Genomic DNA, 16,141 nt, shown 5'->3' on the forward strand with positions numbered 1-16,141 from the left:
AAACTTATGGATAGTCGACCGCGCCCGAGGCTGGGCGGGCCGCTCGGCGCGGCATTGCCGCGCGCAGCAGAGGGGGCGATCCGGCGCTGTTCGCGGGCCGAGCCCGCTTGGGGCGCACAGCCGCAGTGAGGGGGCTAGCCGCGTTCGGGCGTGACCACCGCGTCGGGACCACGGGGGCTGGGGCGGGGTTCGCTCATGCGCCCGCTCTTGGCCCGCGCACGGGTGCCGCGGGCCTCGTGGAGATTCTCGGCTAGCGAGTTGAGCTGGGCGCATTCGATCAGGCGCAGGTTGTGCACCTCCGGCACGGGTTGGCCTGCGGCCTTCATGCCGGTCAGGCGCGCCCACACCGCGCGTTTCTTGCGCACCTGGTGCGGCTGGAAGCGATCGAAGTCGCGAAAGCCGACCGGCTCGGGCAGCACCTCGATAGCGCCGGCGGCGAGCGCCGCCTGATAGAGCTCGAGGCCGCGCCGGGTGCGCACGATGATGCCGTTGAAGCCTTCATCCTCGCCGCTGGGCCCGCCCCCGGGCCAGACATCCGAGGCGGCCAGGTCGGCGCTCTCGCCGATGGCATCCGCACAGATCTTGCAGCGTGGCTGCAGCATCCATTTGTCTTCTTTTTCCCACATCGACTGGTAGGTCAGTTCGAAGGCCTGGCCGCTCTTGGTTTCCAGGCGGGTCAGGCCCGGGTTGCCGTTGCCGCGGTAGCGGAACAGGCTGAGCTGGTCCTCCTGGAGACCGAACTGGGCCAGTACCTCTTCCGACTTGGTCAGGTCCGAGGCGCCGCCGCAAACCAGGGTCAGTGCGTACCGCATGTACTGGTCGACGCGCGGGTCCAGCCGGGCCAGGTTGCGCACCGCCGTGATATCGCAGGGTTTGGCGATCAGGGCGAAGGGCTGGCGGCGCTCGAGGATTTCGTTGAAGTCGAGCAGCGGCGCCGCCGGGCCGTAGCGCGAGCCGGCACCCTCGAGGACCGCGGCCGCATCGAAGCTGAGACGGCGCTCGCTGCGCATCGGCTGCTGGCGCGAGGCGCCGACATGCAGAATGAAATCGACCCGTCCGCTGTTCAGCAGGAACTGCCCCAGGGCGGTCAGTACGCCGCCGGTGGAGGCGCGAAAGCGCACCTGTGGGTCGCCGGCATAGCCGATCGCCAGCCGTTCGGCCGCGCCCCAGATCAGGTCATGCTGGGCGTCCGGCGTCTGGCTTGCCGGCTGCGCGCCCTCGATGCGCGTGCCGGGGCAGACGGCGTTGATGCGTTCAAGCGTCGTCTCGCTCAGGGGCGCATGCACCAGCGGCCGTTCGCGCCCCTCGGGGGTGAGTACCAGGCTGATCTGTTGCGGCTCGGCAATGGTGCGGCACAGGCCGCAGCCGATGCACAGGCCGTTCTCGACTATTTCTTCAACGGCGAGGGGCATCCGCGTCTACCTAGATCAGAGGCGGGGTCAGCCAGCGCTGGGCCGGGATCTCCAGGCTCTGGCGGGCGCGCGCGAAGCTCGGCACGGCCGCCGTGCTCAGGCGCTCGGCCAGGTTTTCCTGGGGGGTTACGGGGGCGCGGCGGTTGGCCCGCGCGAGCTTGAAGAGTTGGGTCAATGCCATGGTGATGAGCCTTATTCTTATTTTGGCCTTGCGGCAGCCATGGGTTGCTCTAGGCATCCCTTGGTCGAAGCCGCTGGAGTATGTAACGATCTGCCGGCGCGACTGTTTGCCCGCCCGCATCCATCTCGCGGCGAAGAATAAGCAGCTTTCTTCCCAATTGCACAGCCCTTTTTTCTTGATGCCGAGGCATGCAGTATTTTTATGATTTCCGATCGCCATCAGCCGCCCTCGATGAAAGCCCTGCTCGCTTTCGAGGCGTCGTTTCGCCTCGGCTCGATGACGGCGGCGGCTCAGGAACAGGGCACCACGCAACCGGTGATCTCGCAGCGCATCCGCGTGCTGGAGGAGAGCATCGGCCGCGTGCTGTTCGATCGCACCGGCAGCCGCCTGGCGCCGACCGAGCAGGGCCGCTTCCTCTACGGCGAGTTGTCTGGCGCCCTCGCCAGCATCAACGCCGCGGTGGCCAAGCTGCGTGACGAGGCCCAGGCCGTCGAGCCGAACCTGTCGCTCGCCGCCAACTTCGGCTTCGCCCATGCCTGGCTGCTGCCGCGCTTGAGCGAGCTGCAGCGCGCCTTTCCGCGCTACCGCTTCGAGGTGACCCCGGTGGACTCCGACTCCGCCCTGGAAATGGCCGAGGCGGACATCGCCATTCGCTTCGGCCACCTGAGCAGCTGCCGGGCCAATGAGGTGCAGCTCGCGGCGGAAGTGGTGTTTCCCATCTGCAGTCCGGCGTTCGCCCGGCGCCATGGCCTGGCTGGCCACGTCGACGACAAAGTGCTGGCGCAGGTGCCGCTGCTGCACATGGACCAGAACAATCCGCGCTGGCTGGATTGGCCCCGCTGGTGCACGCTGGCCGGCCTCGCCCCCGTGGCGGACGCGGCGCGTTTCAAGTTCAACAACTATCCGTTGCTGCTCGGTGCCGTCCTGCAGGGCGAGGGCATGGCGCTAGGCTGGTCGGAGCTGGTGCAGCAGCCGATCGCCGAAGGGCGCCTGCTCGCCCTGCAGCCCAAGGTGGTCAGGGGCGACCACGGCTATCTGCTGGCGAGCAAGCACCGCAACAGCAGCCTGGTGCAGCCGGTCGTCGAGTGGTTGCAGGCGCAACTCGCCGAGACGGTGGCGGCGACCTGAGGACGCGTCCGGCCCCGGCCCGGGTCGGTTTCAGTCCAGCGATTCGTCGTCGCGGATCAGCACGTAGCTGCGGCCGTTGTCCGCGTCCACGCAGTCGTGCACATAGAACATCACCACCTCGCCCAGGCCCGGCATGGTCGCTACGTAGTCGCCGATTTCCGCGCTGAAGTAGGCCGCCGACGAGGGCTTGGCCTCGCATTCGATGGCGGCGGTCATGAACAGCTCGGGGGCGCTGTCGCCGCAGTACTCGTCGCGTTGCCGGGCATCCCACTCCTGCGGCGGCTGGAAGGAGCCGGTGAAGAGGATCTTGGCATCGCCCAGGTCGCGCTCCTCGGCGTCGGGATCGTTGTCGTCCGGGCGGTAGACCGTGCAGTCCTGGGCGTCCGGGTGGCTGAGGATGGCCTGGCGGGCGGCCAGGCGTTGCTGAGGGTCGAGCTGGGACATGGAGCGCTCCGCGGTCAGAGGGTCGGCTGCTGGGCAGGGTTGCCAGGGGCGCCACGTTACCGCTGTGCGCCTCTGCCGGGAAGGCTTAGCGCCAGTGCAATATCGGCCAGCCGACCTGTTCGGCGTGGGCGCGCAGCAATGGATCGGGGTTGACCGCGTGGGGCTGGCTGACCAGCTGCAGCAGCGGCAGGTCATTGCGCGAGTCGGAGTAGAAGTAGGCGCCGTCCAGGGTTTCGCCCTGCTGCTCGAGCCACTGCTGCAGGCGCGTGACCTTGCCCTCGCGGTAGGTCAGCACGCCCTGGGTGTAGCCGGTGTAGCAGCCGTGCTGCAGCTGCAGATCGATCGCCAGCACCTCGTCGATGCCGAGTCGCGCGGCGATGGCGCTGACCAGAAAGTGCGCCGAGGCGCTGATGACCAGGATGCGGTCGCCGGCGACGCGGTGCCTGGCCAGGCAACGGGTGGCGTCGCTGTAGAGCAGCGGCTCGATCACCTCCTCGACGAAGGGCTCGACGACGTAGGCCACTTCCTCGGCGCTGCGTCCGACCAGGGGCGAGAGGCTGAAGGCCATGTAGTCCTCCATGGCCAGCCGGCCTTCGGCGTAGAGCGCCATCAGCGCGTGGTCGCGGGCCAGGAAGCTGTCGCCATCGACCCAGCCGAGCTTGGCCATTTCGGCGCTCCACAGGCTGGCGCAGTCGCCGTCGATCAGGGTTTCGTCCAGGTCGAAGATTGCCAGGGCCATCAGGCCACCTCATGGATGGCGTGGGCGTCGATGTTCAGCGCGATGCGCTGGCCGCTGGCATGCATGTCGGCCGCCGAGCGGTTGAGCACGTCGACCAGCAGTTCGACGCCGCGGGCCTCGACGCGGTAGCGGATGACGTTGCCGAGCAGGCTGTGGCTGCGCACCAGGGCCTCGATCTCGCCCTGGGCGCCGAGGGCGATGGCCTCCGGGCGGATGGCGATGCGCCCGCCGACCGGGCGGCCGAGCAGGCGAGTGGCGGCCTCGGCATCCAGCAGGTTGTAGTTGCCGATAAAGCCGGCGGCGAAGGCGTCGACCGGCGCGGTGTAGAGCGTCTCAGCATCGCCGCTCTGGACGATCTGCCCAGCGTTCATCAGGAAGATGCGGTCGCTCATCACCAGCGCCTCCTCCTGATCGTGGGTGACGAAGATGGTGGTCAGGCCCAGCTCCTGCTGGATGCCGCGGATCTGCTCGCGCAGGTGCTTGCGAATCCGCGCATCCAGCGCCGACAGCGGCTCGTCGAGCAGCAGCAGGCGCGGCCGGGTGACCAGCGAGCGGGCCAGGGCCACGCGCTGGCACTGGCCGCCGGACAGCTGCTGCGGGTAGCGCGTGGCGAACTCGCCCAGTTCGACCATGTCCAGGGCTTCGCGCACGCGCCGGCCGCTCTCGTCCGCCTTGACCTGCTGCATGCGCAGGCCGAAGGCGACGTTTTCCTGCACGGTCATGTTGGGGAACAGCGCGTAGCTCTGGAACACCATGCCAATGCCGCGCTTCTGCGGCGCCAGCGGCACCAGGTCCTGGCCATCGAGGAGGATCCGCCCACCGTTGACCCCGGTCAGCCCGGCGATGCAGCGCAGCAGGGTGGACTTGCCGCACCCCGAGGGGCCGAGCAGGGTGACGAATTCGCCCTGGCCGATTTCGCAGTCGATATCGCTGAAGATCGGGGTCTGGCCGTAGCTTTTGTGCAGGCCTTGGATGCTCAGGAAACTCATGTCTTGTCCTTGTTCAGGCGGTTGGCGGCCCAGGTGAACACCAGCACGAAGAAGAAGTAGGAAATCACCAGCGCGCTGTTGAAGTGGCCGCTGCTGTTACGCATGTTGTTCAGGTACACCTGCAGGGTCTCGTAGCGCGTGCCCACCAGCAGGTTGGCGAAGACGAACTCGCCGAACAGGAAGCTGAAGGAGAGGAACAGCGAGACCATCAGGCCCTTGCGCAGGTTCGGCAGCACCACCAGGAAGGCCGCCTTCCAGGTGCTGGCGCCGAGCAGGTGGGCGGCGTCCATCAGGTCGCGCAGGTTGATCGCCTGCAGGTTGTTGGTGATCGCCCGGTACATGAAGGGCAGGGCGATGGTGAAGTAGCAGCCAATCAGGATCCACGGCGTGCCGACCATGGCCAGCGGCCCCGAGCCGTAGACCTGCAACAGGCCCACCGAGGACACCACCGGCGGCACCGCGAAGGGCAGCAGGATGAGGATGTTCATCAGGCCGTCGAGCCTGGGGAAGTGGTAGTGCACCACGAACAGCAGCGGCAGGATCAGCAGCACCGCCAGCAGCAGGGCGCCGAAGCACACCAGCAGCGACTGGCCGAAGGCGGCGAGAAAGCGCGCGTCGCTCCACAGCGCCAGGTACCACTTGAAGGTCAGGCCGTCCGGCAGGATGGTCGCGCCCCAGCTGGTGGACAGCGAGTAGAGCAGGGTGGCGGCCAGCGGCAGCAGCAGGATCACGAACAGCAGCCAGACCACTACCCGGTGATACAGCTCGCCGGGCTTGGCGTCAGCGCGAGACATGGTAGCTCCTCTTGAGCAGCAGCTGGTGGGCCACGGTGATCACCGCCATCAGGCCGACCAGCACCATGGCCAGGGCGCTGGCCAGGTCCGGGTTGAGCGAGATGTCGCCGGACACCAGCCCGGCGATGCGGATCGGCAGCACGTTGAAGTTGCCGGTGGTCAGGTAGTACACCGTGGCGTAGGCGCCCAGGGCGTTGGCCAGGAGGATGACGAAGGTGCCGAGCAGCGCCGGGGTCAGCACCGGCAGGCCGATGTGCCGCCAGTAGTCCCAGGTGCCGGCGCCGAGCAGGGCGGCCGACTCGCGCCAGTCCTCGCGCAGGGCGTCGAAGGCCGGGTACAGCAGCAACACGCCGAGGGGAATCTGGAAGTAGGTGTAGAGCACGATCAGGCCGGTCTTGGAGTAGAGGTTGAAGTCCTCGATGATGCCGATCTGCTTGAGCAGCAGGGTCAGCGCGCCGTTGAAGCCGAGCAGGATGATGAAGGCGAAGGCCAGCGGTACCCCGGCGAAGTTGCTGGTCATGTTGGAGAAGGCGATGACGAAGTCGCGCAGCTTGGAGTCCACCTGGCGCAGCGAATAGCTGCCGAGGATGGCGATGACGATGCCGAACAGGCTGGACCAGAAGGCGATCTGCAGGCTGTGCTTGATCGCCTGCAGGTAGAACCTGGAGCTGAATATCTTCTCGAAGTTGTCCAGGCCCCAGCCGTCTCCGACGCTCAGGCTGTGCACGGCGACCCACGCCAGCGGGGCGATCTGGAAGGCGATGAAGAATACGGCGAAGGGCAGCAGGCAGAGCAGGGCCAGCCATCTGCCCGGCACGCGCAGTCGAGCTGGCGGTGCGGCCACGCGCTCCGGCAGCAATGTGCCGGGGTGCTTCGGGGTGTTTTCCAGTGGCACGGTCATTTCAGCAGCTCGCGGCAGACGGGTTTGTCGTGAGGCACGCCGAGCAGCTCGCAGACGGTGCCGCACAGCTCGGTCTGCTTCGGCAGCGCCGCCTCGTCCAGGCTGAAGGCCTCGCCCAGCACGAACAGCGGTACTTCGCGCTCCTCGGGCAGCAGGCCGTTGTGCGAGCGGTCGTCGTTCATGCCATGGTCGGCGGTGACCAGCACCTGATAGCCGGCTTGCAACCAGCCCTGCAGGTAGTCGGCCAGGATGATGTCGGCGCGCCGTGCGCTGTTGCGGTATTGGGCGCTGTCGAGACCGTGCTTGTGGCCGGCGTCGTCGACGTTCATCGGGTGCACCAGAAGGAAGTTCGGCTGGTGGCGCAGGCGCAGGCTTTCCGCGTCGGCGAACAGGTGCGAGTCCGGGTAATGGTCGGCGTAGTAGAAATGGCCGTGCTGGATCGGCAGGTCGGGCGCCGCGGTATGGCGGTCGCGGGCCGCGACGAAGGGCGCGCGGTTGTACAGCTCGCTGATCCAGTGATAGGCCGCGGCGGCGGTGCTCAGGCCGGAGTCACGGGCGTAGTGGAAGATGCTGCGCTGGTTGGACAGGCGCACCACATCGTTGTGCACGATGCCGCTGTCGATCGGCGTCACGCCGGTGAGGATGCATTCATAGAGCGGCCGGGACAGCGAGGGCAGCTCGCAGTCGAGCTTGTACAGCGCGGCGCGCCCGGCTTCGCGGTAGGCCTGCAGGTGGCCCAGGGCATGGCGGGCGACCTGGTAATTCAGGCCATCCAGTACGACCAGGATGACGTTGTGTTTCATCGTTGCTGTTGACCCCATTGCGTTCGTTTGACGGCGCGCCGGAGGAACTGCCTCAAGGGCAGTCCCTCCGGCGCGTGCGGATGGCGAACGCGGCTTACTCCATATTGATGATCACGTGTTCCTGCCACAGCTGTGGCAGCGCCTTGGAGGTGGTCTCCCAGGCCGCGGCGTCCTTGATCGGCTGGACCTTGGCGTACTGCTCGTTGGGCAGCAGCTTGGCCTGCACTTCGGCCGGCAGGGTCAGGTGCTCGGCGCGGATCGGCCGGGCGTTGCCCTTGGCCAGGTTGATCTGCCCGGCGTCGCTGAGGATGTACTCGCGCGCCAGCTTGGCGGCGTTGGGGTGCTTGGCGTACTTGTTGATGATGGTGCTGTAGCCGGAGATCACCGAGCCGTCGGAGGGGATCAGCACTTCGAAGCGGCTCGGGTCGATCTGGTCGCGATAGCTCAGGCCGTTGAAGTCCCACACCACGCCGACCTCCACCTCACCCTTCTCCAGGGTCTGGATGGTCGGGTTGGACAGCGACAGGCGGCCCTGCTCGGCGATGCCGGCGAAGAAGTCCAGGCCCGGCTGGATGTTCTTCTCGTCGCCACCGTTGGCGATGGCCGCGGCCAGCACGCCATTCACCGCCTGGGCGGCGGCGCTGACGTCGCCGATGGCGACCTTGTACTGGCCGTTCTTCAGGTCGGCCCAGGAGGTGGGGATGTCCTTGACCAGCTTCTTGTTGACGATGAAGGCGATGGAGCCGGTATAGGCCAGCATCCAGTGGCCGTCCTGATCCTTGGCCCAGGCCGGGATCTGCTCCCAGGTGCTCGGCTTGAACGGCTGGGTCACGCCCTGCTGCACGGCGATGGGGCCGAAGGCGGCGCCGACGTCGCCGATATCGGCGGTGGCGTTGTCCTTCTCGGCGGCGAACTTGGCGATCTCCTGGGCCGAGCTCATGTCGGTGTCCAGGTGCTTGAGGCCGTACAGCCTGTTCAGATCCTCCCAGGTGTCCTTCCAGTTGGCCCAGCTGTCGGGCATGCCCACGCTGTTCACCTCGCCCTCGGCGCGGGCGGCCTGTTCCAGCGCTTGCATGTCCATGTCAGCGGCCATGGCCGAGGTGGCCAGGGCGATGGCCGAACCCATCAGTGAAGCCAGCAGCAATCGTTTCATTGGAAACTCCTTTGCGATGAGAGTGTTGGTCTAGATCAGCAGAGTCCGGGTCAATCTAGGCGGCGGAGGTGACAGTTTTATGTCCGCCGCGCGCGTGCGCATTTCCAGGCCGTTCGCCAGATTGGCGCTCATCTAGCGTAGACCATGGATTACCGGGCGCTTGGCCGGTTTGACGGCGATCTTTCCGGCTAACCCGGATGCTGCGATTGGCCTGTTGTCATCGACTGGTCATGCAGATTGCCTAGACTTGCAACAGACTCGCCGGACTCCAGCCCTGGAATCTTGGCGTCCGGGTCGAGCTGGACTAGGCCAAAGGGGAATCGTTGATGCGCGAAGAAGCGCCGCGTGCCGTCACCACCATCTGCCGTGCACTGGAAGAGCAGATCGAACATGGCTTGCTGCCCTCTGGCAGCAAGCTGCCGGCCGAGCGCAAGCTCAGCGAGCTGTTCGACACCACGCGCATCACCCTGCGCGAGGCGCTCGGCCAGCTGGAGGCGCAGGGGCTGGTCTACCGCGAGGAGCGTCGCGGCTGGTTCGTCTCGCCGCCGCGGCTGACTTACAACCCGCTGGTGCGCAGCCACTTCCATGCCATGGTCGGCGAGCAGGGGCGGGTGCCGGCCACCGAGGTGCTGAGTGCGCGGCTGATGCCGGCCAATGCGGAAATCTGCCAGCTGCTGGCGCTACCGGCGCTGTCCAGCGTCTACCAGATCCGCCGCGCCCGGCGCATCGACGGGCGCCTGGTGCTGTACGTCGAGCACTACCTCAACCCGGCCTATTTCCCGGGAATCCTGGGGTTCGACCTGACCCGCTCGCTGACCGAGCTGTACGAGCACGAGTACGGGGTGCGTTACGGCCGGGTGCGTTTCGACATGGTGCCGACCGCCCTGCACAGCGAGGCCGCGGCCGCGCTTAAGGTGGCCCTGGGCAGCCCGGCGCTGCGCATCGTGCGGGTCAACCGTGACCAGCACGGCCGGCTGATCGACTGCGACCTGGAGTTCTGGCGCCACGACGCCCTGCATGTGAGCGTCGAGGTGCCGGAGTAGCGCCGCCGGCTCAGGGCAGTTCGGCGCTGGCGTAGAAGGCGGTGAGCACCTTGACCAGGTGCGCCAGGTCCTGGCTGCCGGCCAGCTCGCGGATCGAGTGCATGGCGAAGGTCGGCAGGCCGATGTCGACGGTGCGCACGCCCAGCTGGCCGGCGGTGAGCGGGCCGATGGTCGAACCGCAGCCCATGTCGCTGCGGGTGACGAAGCTCTGCACCGGCACTTCGTTCTCCAGGCACAGGTGGCGGAAGAAACCGGCCGTTTCGCTGTTGGTGGCGTAGCGCTGGTTGCTGTTGATCTTGATCACCGGGCCGGCGTTGAGCTTGGGCCCGTGGTTCTCGTCGTGCTTGTCCGGGTAGTTGGGGTGCACGGCGTGGGCATTGTCGGCGGAGACCAGCAGCGAACGCTGGATGCAGCGCACGAAGGCATCGCCCTCCGGCAGCACCCGGCGCAGCACCTGCTCGAGCATCGGCCCGTCGGCGCCGCAGGCGGAGGTGGAGCCGACCTCCTCGTGGTCGTTGCACACCAGCACGCAGCTCTCGGCGTCCGGGGCGGCCAGCAGCGCCTGCAGGCCGGCGTAGCAGGACAGCAGGTTGTCCAGGCGGGCGCCGGCGATGAAGTCGCGATTGAGGCCGATCACCGCGGCGGCCTGGGTGTCGTAGAAGCTCAGCTCGTAATCCAGCACCGCATCGGCGCTCAGGCCGTGTTCGCTGGCCAGCTGGTCGGCCAGCAGGGCGCGGAAGTCCGCCGCCTCGCTGCCGGTGAGCTGGGCCAGGATCGGCGGCAGCTCGGTCTGCGCGTTGATGTTCCAGCCCTGGTTGGCCTCGCGGTTGAGGTGGATGGCCAGGTTGGGGATCACCGCGATCGGCGCCTGGAAGTCGATCAGCTGGCTCTGCACCTTGCCGCTCTCGCGGAAGGTCACCCGTCCGGCCAGCGACAGGTCGCGGTCGAACCAGGGGGTGAACAGTGCGCCGCCGTAGACTTCCACGCCGAGCTGGAAGAAGCCCTGGCGCTGCAGCTCCGGATGGGGCTTGACCCGCAGGCAGGGGCTGTCGGTGTGGGCGCCGACCAGGCGCAGGCCACCCTCGACGGGCGGACGCTGGCCGAGCTTGAAGGCGATGATCGAGGAGTCGTTGCGGGTCACGTAATAACGGCCGCCGGCCTCGGTGTGCCAGGAGGCGCGTTCGTCCAGTGGCTGGAAGCCGGCTGCCTGCAGGCGCTGGGCGAGGGCGGCGGTGGCATGAAAGGGCGTCGGCGAGGCCTTGAGGAAATCGATCAGGCCTTGGTTCAGTTCTTCGCGCATGGGGCACTCCTGGCGGCAATGCGCGGAGTTTATCGGATTTGTCGCCGGCATTGGCGCGGCCTGTGTCTCGCCAGCGTCCGCCATGGCCGAGATTGGATGGGGTGGGCTCAGGCCGGGATGCTGACCAGGCTGAGCAGCTGGCCGTCGCACTCGGCGAACTGGCCCTGCAGCTCGCTGCCGGCCGGCCAGTCGGCGCCCAGGTCGATCAGCAGGCGTAGGCGCGCGCGGCCGTCGTCCTGGCAGTTCAGCAGCTCGGCGTCGTGGAAGTAGAAGCGGCGCAGCACCAGGGGGTAGAGCGCCTTGAACAGGCTTTCCTTGAGCGAGAAGGTCAGGCTGACGCGCCAGGCGCGCTGCTCGGCGGGCAGCGACTGGAGCCGGTGCAACTCGGTCGGGGTGAGGATCTCCGCGGCCAGCCGCTCGGCGCGCGCGCTCGCCAGGGGGGGCTCGATATCCAGGCCCAGGCCGCGCCAGGCGCTTCTGTGCGCCACCAGGGCAGCGGCCCAGCCGTGGCCGTGGCTGATCGAACCGACCACCCCAGCCGGCCATTGCGGTGCCCGGTCGGCGCCGACCGCGGGAACCTGCGGCTGCCCGGTCAGGCGGCGCAATGCCTCGCGCGCGCACAGGCGGCCGGCCAGGTATTCGGCCTGGCGTTTGGCCACTCCGCGCACCGGGGCGATGGCGCAGCGGCTGAAGTCCTCGCCATCCAGGCGCTCGGCGCTAAAGCTTGTGCTGAGCAGGTGCACGCCAGGCAGCGCGTGCGGCAGAGGCCAGCGGTCGCTCAGCGGGGTGCAGCAGGACGGCAGGTAGGGTTCGCTCATGCCGGCATTCTGCCGGGAGCCGCCGGCGGCCGCCAGCCGCCCGGGTGGTTACATTTCTTTGCAAAAGCGCAACAAAGCTAAACGGATAGTCGCTCGGGCATTTGCCAGACTGGCGCCGCGTTTCTTCGGGGACGCAGGTGAGGTTGTAGTTGGTGCCGGTGTCCGCCGGCCCCGACCTTTTCTCAGATTCGAGTACGGGAGCCCGTTTGGGCTCCCGTTTTTTTTGCGCGGCTGCCTACCGGCCCCGCCGGGCAGGCTGCCGCATTGGCTGGGGGCGCTGCACCGCTGCGTGCCTATACTTGCCCAATGAGTAGCCGCGCGGGTGTGCCTGTGAATCGCCGGCAGGCCTGTGCCAACGATGACCCTGCTCACCGTTCGCGGGCGGGGTGAATAGGCTGGGAGGCGAATGATGAGTTTGCCGGGCCTCGTCTGGACAGATCTGCGCAGCGACACCCATGAGCCCAGTCCTGTCGGCGAGTTGAAGGCGCATTTTCGGCTGCATCATCTGGTCGGAACCGCGAGCCTCATGCAGGACATCGATCAGCACGCGCCGCTGCTGGCCTGCTTCGAGTACGACTACCCGAATCTGCCTGGCTTGAAGGCGCTGCGTGCGACCAAGCGTGCCTATCCCGCCCTGCCCATTCTGATGCTCACCGTCCATCATTCCGAGGCGCTGGCGGTGTGGGCGTTTCGCACCCGGGTCTGGGATTACCTGGTCAAGCCCGTCTCGGCCGAGGAGCTGTGGCGACGGATCAGGCAGCTGCTGTCGGTGTTGCCGGCCAACCCGGACGCTGCCCGGCGGATCGCCATGCCCGCGCCGCTGATTCCCCGGGAGGCGCGCATCGGCGCTCCAGGCCCGACGGAGCGGCTGACCCAGCAGGCGCTGACCTATGTTCAGCGCCACTATGGTGAAGTGCTGCGCCTGGAGGATGTCGCCGGCTGCTGCCGCATGAGCGTCTATGAATTCAGCCGTTGCTTCAAACGCGTGTACGGGCTGACCTTCCGCGAATACCTGTGTCGCTACCGGCTGCAGCGCTCCCTGGAGATGCTGCTCAACTCCCACGCCAGCATTGCCGAGGTGGCCATTGCCGCCGGCTTCCGCAACCCCTCGCACTTCTCCCGGCTGTTTCACCAGCGAATCGGGGTCACCCCGTCCGAATACCGGATGAGCCCGCCCGATGGTCGCCTCCTTCCAGAAGACGCATAGCGTTACGCAATCAAAGTAAAGTCAGACTTTAGTCTGAAGCCCATACTTGCACCCGACAGTAGTCGACCGCCTCGCGGGCTTCTGCTGTCGCTCCTGCCTTTCCGGTGTAGAGAGGCGGAGCAACTTTTTGGCTATGTCTGCTGTGGGAGGAAGCGAACCCGAAGGCTGGGGCTTTGCGGAGAGAAGGAGGACACCATGTTCACTCACTGGTTGAAAATCTACTCGGTGCCACTGGCCCTGGGAATCGCCGGCGCAGGGCTGTATGCCGGCGCGGCAAATGCAGGCACCTGCGAACTGGCCGACGCCAATCGGGATACCGGTTGGATGCTGACCTTCGATGACGCTCAGGTGAGCAATTGTGTATTCACCGGCAATGCCGGCACCGGGCGCAACAAGGGCACCCTCGACCTGACCCTCAACATCGCCAGCGCCAAGCCGATCGACATCGGTTTCGTCCAGGAGGTGGCGCCTGCCGAGGACAGCTTCGGCCTGCGCATCACCTGGAACCTGACCGTCAACAACAACTATCAGGTGCTGCGTGGCATTCGCGGACGGGCGTTCGATAACACGGAAAAACTCGACGACGACGAGAACGAGTTTGTCGAGAATGCACACCCAGGCTTCGCCCACTTCCACAACGACGGCACGTTCAACCCCGGACCCTTCGTAGGGGCCGAGGATTGCGACTGCGAGTCGGACCGTGATTTCAAGATCAAGGGCGAAGATCATGGCGTGTTCTCGCTCGGCACCGGTACCGTCACCGGGATCGGCGTGCACCAGATCCAGGAGCAGGGCCGCGTGCGCAGCTTCTCGGTTAGCGTCGAGCCACTGGAAGCCGAGGTGAAATAGCGGGCCACCGGCCAGGCGGCGCGCTCCTCGGCCACCAGGCCATGCCAGGAGGACAAGTGCGCTGGGGCGCATGATCGAATAGTCCCGCAATGCTGCTGGTCACGCAGCTTGCGGGATACTTGTCTGGCCGTCGCGACGGCTTCGCGGGGCTTCAGGCCAGTTTCATCACCAGCATGCCGAACAGGATCAGCCCGCAGGCCAGCAGGCGGATCGCGGGCAGGCTTTCCTTGAGCCACAAGCTGCCGATCAGCAGGGCGAACAGCACGCTGGATTCGCGCAGCGCCGAGACCAGCGCCACCGGCGCCTGGGTCATCGCCCAGATGACGATGCTGTAGGCCGCCAGCGACAGCGCGCCGCCGGCCAGGCCGCCTTTCCAGTGCGGCCCCAGGCGCAGGAACGCCCGCGGCCCACGGGTTGCCGCGACCACCAGGGCCATGACCACGCCACTGACCGTGAACAGCCACATCGAGTAGGACAGGGCGTCCTGGTTGTGGCGCGCGCCGACTGCGTCGGACAGGGTGTAGCCGGCGATGAAGCAGGCGGTCATCAGCGCGCTGAACAGCATGGGCGCATTCAACGCGGCCGCCCGCTGGCTGCCGCGCAGGGCCATCAGCCAGATGCCGGCGACCAGCGTCAGCAAGCCGAGCCACTGCCCGGCCGGCAGGCTGTCGGCCAGCAGGGTGACCGACAGCAGGGCGACGAGCAGCGTCGAGCTGCCGCGGGAGATCGGGTAGACCTGGCCCAGGTCGCCATATTGGTAGGCGCGGGCGAGAAAGCTGTTGTAGCCGATATGCAGCAGGGCGGAGAGGGCGATCCACGGCCAGGCCGCGGCCTGGGGAAAGGCCACGAAGGGCAGGGCGCAGAGGGCCACCGCGCCGGCGGCGATCTGGATCAGGCAGGCGGTGAGAAAACGATCGAGGCCGATCTTGAGCAGGGCGTTCCAGCCGGCATGCAGGGCGGCGGCGGCCATCACGGCGAGAAATACGGAGGTTTCCAAGCGGCTTCTTCCTTGTACCAGTGGCGCCCTGCAACGTGGCAATACTGCCACAGGCGCCGGGTATCGGTCGTCCTTCTGTGTCGGGTCGGAAGGCGCGGAATAGAGCGATGGCTGTGGCGGCCGGGGGCCGTGAGGGCGTGGCTCCATGCTAGGCTTGCGCCGCGGCCTGCCTGTGGCCGGATTTGCGAGCCCCTGCGATGTCTACCTCCCCTGTCAGCGCGCACCTGCAGCGCGGTACCGGCGCCTATCGGCGCGCCACCCTGGCGCTGTTCTGCGCCGGCTTCGCCACCTTCGCCATGCTCTATTGCGTGCAGCCGCTGCTGCCACAACTGGCCGCCGAGTTCTCGGTGTCGGCCGCGGCCAGCAGCCTGGCCCTGTCCCTGGCGACCCTGAGCCTGGCGCTGTGCCTGCTGGTGTCCGGCGCCCTGGCCGAGAGCTGGGGGCGCAAGCCGGTGATGGCCGCCGCCCTGGCCCTGGCCAGCGTGCTGGGGCTCGGCTGTGCCCTGGTCGAAAGCTGGGACTACCTGTTGCTGTTGCGGGCGCTGCTCGGCCTGGCCCTGAGCGGCCTGCCGGCGCTGGCCATGGCCTATGTCGGCGAGGAGTTCGACCCGGCGGCACTGCCCGCGGCGATGGGCCTGTATATCGGCGGCACGGCGCTCGGCGGCCTGCTCGGCCGCCTGCTCGCCGGCGTGCTCAGCGACCTCGGTGGCTGGCACCTGGCCCTCGGCGGCATCGCCGGGCTGGGGCTGCTGGCCCTGGCGCTGTTCCTCTGGCTGCTGCCGCCCTCCCGGCATTTCCAGGCCCAGCCGCTGTCGCTGCGCGGACTGCTCGGCAACTTCGCCAAGCACCTGGGCAACGCCGAGCTGCGCAGCCTGTTCCTGCTCGCCTTCCTGCTGATGGGCGGCTTCGTCGCGCTGTTCAACTACATCGGCTTTCGCCTGGCCCGGGCGCCGTTCAACCTGTCGCCGAGCGCCATCGGCCTGCTGTTCAGCGTCTACCTGCTGGGGATCTTCAGCGCCGGCTGGGCCGGTCGGCTGGTGCCGCGCTTCGGTGCGCGCCGGGTGCTGCAGGGCGGCATCGGCATCATGCTGCTCGGCGTGGCACTGTGCGCCACGCCCTGGCTGGGGGTGGTGGTGAGCGGCCTGGCGCTGTTCACCCTGGGCTTCTTCGCCGCCCATGCGGTGGCCAGCGGCCAGGTCGGCCAACGCGCCCAGGGCGCCAAGGCCCAGGCCTCGGCGCTGTACCTGTGCGCCTACTACCTGGGCTCCAGCCTGGTCGGCTATGTCGGCGGCTACGTCTGGCAGCACGGCGGCTGGCTGCCCCTGCTGGCGGTGCTGACGAGCCTGTTCCTGCTGGCCGCCTGGGGCGCGCGGCGCCTGTGAC

17 protein-coding genes are annotated in these 16,141 nt (G+C 67.5%); 5 read left to right on the plus strand and 12 right to left on the minus strand.

Annotated features, from left to right (window positions below; translation table 11 throughout):
• Nucleotides 1–134 precede the first annotated feature (134 nt).
• The gene (locus LPB260_RS12195; protein WP_208708982.1) at nucleotides 135–1,412 is read right to left on the minus strand and encodes a Coenzyme F420 hydrogenase/dehydrogenase, beta subunit C-terminal domain; all 1,278 of its coding nucleotides are present in this window, start codon (nucleotides 1,410–1,412) and stop codon (nucleotides 135–137) included.
• 10 nt (nucleotides 1,413–1,422) lie between these two features.
• Nucleotides 1,423–1,593 (minus strand): hypothetical protein, encoded by a 171-nt coding sequence (locus LPB260_RS12200; RefSeq protein ID WP_208708983.1) that lies wholly within the window; start codon nucleotides 1,591–1,593, stop codon nucleotides 1,423–1,425.
• Between the two features lie 201 nt (nucleotides 1,594–1,794).
• Here LPB260_RS12200 and LPB260_RS12205 point away from each other — a divergent pair, with 201 nt between their 5' ends.
• Complete coding sequence (locus LPB260_RS12205) at nucleotides 1,795–2,721, plus strand: LysR substrate-binding domain-containing protein (protein WP_208708984.1); 927 nt, start codon at nucleotides 1,795–1,797, stop codon at nucleotides 2,719–2,721.
• A 30-nt stretch (nucleotides 2,722–2,751) separates the two neighbouring features.
• Here LPB260_RS12205 and LPB260_RS12210 read toward each other — a convergent pair whose 3' ends face one another.
• The 7 genes from LPB260_RS12210 to LPB260_RS12240 all read right to left on the minus strand — a co-directional run bounded on the left by LPB260_RS12210 (nucleotide 2,752) and on the right by LPB260_RS12240 (nucleotide 8,544).
• A complete protein-coding gene (locus tag LPB260_RS12210; RefSeq protein WP_208708985.1) occupies nucleotides 2,752–3,165 on the minus strand; it encodes a hypothetical protein in 414 nt (137 codons plus the stop codon).
• An 85-nt stretch (nucleotides 3,166–3,250) separates the two neighbouring features.
• Nucleotides 3,251–3,904 (minus strand): HAD family phosphatase, encoded by a 654-nt coding sequence (locus tag LPB260_RS12215; protein ID WP_208708986.1) that lies wholly within the window; start codon nucleotides 3,902–3,904, stop codon nucleotides 3,251–3,253.
• Complete coding sequence (locus LPB260_RS12220; protein ID WP_208708987.1) at nucleotides 3,904–4,893, minus strand: ABC transporter ATP-binding protein; 990 nt, start codon at nucleotides 4,891–4,893, stop codon at nucleotides 3,904–3,906. Before LPB260_RS12220 ends, LPB260_RS12215 begins: the two co-directional genes overlap by 1 nt.
• Nucleotides 4,890–5,687, minus strand: coding sequence for an ABC transporter permease (locus LPB260_RS12225; protein ID WP_208708988.1), 798 nt, complete (start codon nucleotides 5,685–5,687; stop codon nucleotides 4,890–4,892). Before LPB260_RS12225 ends, LPB260_RS12220 begins: the two co-directional genes overlap by 4 nt.
• Entirely contained in the window at nucleotides 5,674–6,588 is a 915-nt protein-coding gene (locus LPB260_RS12230; RefSeq protein ID WP_208708989.1) for an ABC transporter permease subunit, read from the minus strand. Before LPB260_RS12230 ends, LPB260_RS12225 begins: the two co-directional genes overlap by 14 nt.
• On the minus strand, nucleotides 6,585–7,391 hold the full coding sequence (locus tag LPB260_RS12235) for an alkaline phosphatase family protein (protein ID WP_208708990.1): 807 nt from the start codon (nucleotides 7,389–7,391) through the stop codon (nucleotides 6,585–6,587). The genes LPB260_RS12230 and LPB260_RS12235 overlap by 4 nt, the downstream gene beginning before the upstream one ends.
• 94 nt (nucleotides 7,392–7,485) lie before the next feature.
• Entirely contained in the window at nucleotides 7,486–8,544 is a 1,059-nt protein-coding gene (locus LPB260_RS12240) for an ABC transporter substrate-binding protein (protein ID WP_208708991.1), read from the minus strand.
• Between the two features lie 326 nt (nucleotides 8,545–8,870).
• Between LPB260_RS12240 and LPB260_RS12245 the strand changes: the two genes are divergently transcribed.
• Nucleotides 8,871–9,587 (plus strand): UTRA domain-containing protein, encoded by a 717-nt coding sequence (locus LPB260_RS12245; protein ID WP_208708992.1) that lies wholly within the window; start codon nucleotides 8,871–8,873, stop codon nucleotides 9,585–9,587.
• A 10-nt stretch (nucleotides 9,588–9,597) separates the two neighbouring features.
• Here the strand turns inward: LPB260_RS12245 and LPB260_RS12250 are convergent, their stop codons facing one another.
• Together LPB260_RS12250 and LPB260_RS12255 are read right to left on the minus strand one after the other, a co-directional pair.
• The gene (locus LPB260_RS12250; protein WP_208708993.1) at nucleotides 9,598–10,887 is read right to left on the minus strand and encodes a M18 family aminopeptidase; all 1,290 of its coding nucleotides are present in this window, start codon (nucleotides 10,885–10,887) and stop codon (nucleotides 9,598–9,600) included.
• A gap of 107 nt (nucleotides 10,888–10,994) precedes the next feature.
• On the minus strand, nucleotides 10,995–11,705 hold the full coding sequence (locus LPB260_RS12255) for a 4'-phosphopantetheinyl transferase (RefSeq protein ID WP_208708994.1): 711 nt from the start codon (nucleotides 11,703–11,705) through the stop codon (nucleotides 10,995–10,997).
• 406 nt (nucleotides 11,706–12,111) lie between these two features.
• On the opposite strand from LPB260_RS12255, the gene LPB260_RS12260 reads away from it, so the two are divergent.
• Entirely contained in the window at nucleotides 12,112–12,912 is an 801-nt protein-coding gene (locus tag LPB260_RS12260) for an AraC family transcriptional regulator (protein WP_208708995.1), read from the plus strand.
• Between the two features lie 195 nt (nucleotides 12,913–13,107).
• Nucleotides 13,108–13,761, plus strand: coding sequence for a hypothetical protein (locus LPB260_RS12265; protein ID WP_208708996.1), 654 nt, complete (start codon nucleotides 13,108–13,110; stop codon nucleotides 13,759–13,761).
• Between the two features lie 151 nt (nucleotides 13,762–13,912).
• Here the strand turns inward: LPB260_RS12265 and LPB260_RS12270 are convergent, their stop codons facing one another.
• On the minus strand, nucleotides 13,913–14,758 hold the full coding sequence (locus LPB260_RS12270; RefSeq protein ID WP_208708997.1) for an EamA family transporter: 846 nt from the start codon (nucleotides 14,756–14,758) through the stop codon (nucleotides 13,913–13,915).
• Between the two features lie 197 nt (nucleotides 14,759–14,955).
• Here LPB260_RS12270 and LPB260_RS12275 point away from each other — a divergent pair, with 197 nt between their 5' ends.
• A complete protein-coding gene (locus LPB260_RS12275; protein WP_208708998.1) occupies nucleotides 14,956–16,140 on the plus strand; it encodes an MFS transporter in 1,185 nt (394 codons plus the stop codon).
• Nucleotide 16,141 lies beyond the last annotated feature (1 nt).

Source organism: Pseudomonas sp. LPB0260, from assembly GCF_013388395.1.

Coding starts and splice junctions, on each gene's coding strand:
- LPB260_RS12215 (WP_208708986.1), bottom strand. CDS start 3,904: ATGGCCCTGGCAATCTTCGACCTGGACGAAACCCTGATCGACGGCGAC.
- LPB260_RS12220 (WP_208708987.1), bottom strand. CDS start 4,893: ATGAGTTTCCTGAGCATCCAAGGCCTGCACAAAAGCTACGGCCAGACC.
- LPB260_RS12235 (WP_208708990.1), bottom strand. CDS start 7,391: ATGAAACACAACGTCATCCTGGTCGTACTGGATGGCCTGAATTACCAG.
- LPB260_RS12225 (WP_208708988.1), bottom strand. CDS start 5,687: ATGTCTCGCGCTGACGCCAAGCCCGGCGAGCTGTATCACCGGGTAGTG.
- LPB260_RS12200 (WP_208708983.1), bottom strand. CDS start 1,593: ATGGCATTGACCCAACTCTTCAAGCTCGCGCGGGCCAACCGCCGCGCC.
- LPB260_RS12255 (WP_208708994.1), bottom strand. CDS start 11,705: ATGAGCGAACCCTACCTGCCGTCCTGCTGCACCCCGCTGAGCGACCGC.
- LPB260_RS12210 (WP_208708985.1), bottom strand. CDS start 3,165: ATGTCCCAGCTCGACCCTCAGCAACGCCTGGCCGCCCGCCAGGCCATC.
- LPB260_RS12195 (WP_208708982.1), bottom strand. CDS start 1,412: ATGCCCCTCGCCGTTGAAGAAATAGTCGAGAACGGCCTGTGCATCGGC.
- LPB260_RS12205 (WP_208708984.1), top strand. CDS start 1,795: ATGATTTCCGATCGCCATCAGCCGCCCTCGATGAAAGCCCTGCTCGCT.
- LPB260_RS12260 (WP_208708995.1), top strand. CDS start 12,112: ATGATGAGTTTGCCGGGCCTCGTCTGGACAGATCTGCGCAGCGACACC.
- LPB260_RS12250 (WP_208708993.1), bottom strand. CDS start 10,887: ATGCGCGAAGAACTGAACCAAGGCCTGATCGATTTCCTCAAGGCCTCG.
- LPB260_RS12275 (WP_208708998.1), top strand. CDS start 14,956: ATGTCTACCTCCCCTGTCAGCGCGCACCTGCAGCGCGGTACCGGCGCC.
- LPB260_RS12230 (WP_208708989.1), bottom strand. CDS start 6,588: ATGACCGTGCCACTGGAAAACACCCCGAAGCACCCCGGCACATTGCTG.
- LPB260_RS12245 (WP_208708992.1), top strand. CDS start 8,871: ATGCGCGAAGAAGCGCCGCGTGCCGTCACCACCATCTGCCGTGCACTG.
- LPB260_RS12240 (WP_208708991.1), bottom strand. CDS start 8,544: ATGAAACGATTGCTGCTGGCTTCACTGATGGGTTCGGCCATCGCCCTG.
- LPB260_RS12265 (WP_208708996.1), top strand. CDS start 13,108: ATGTTCACTCACTGGTTGAAAATCTACTCGGTGCCACTGGCCCTGGGA.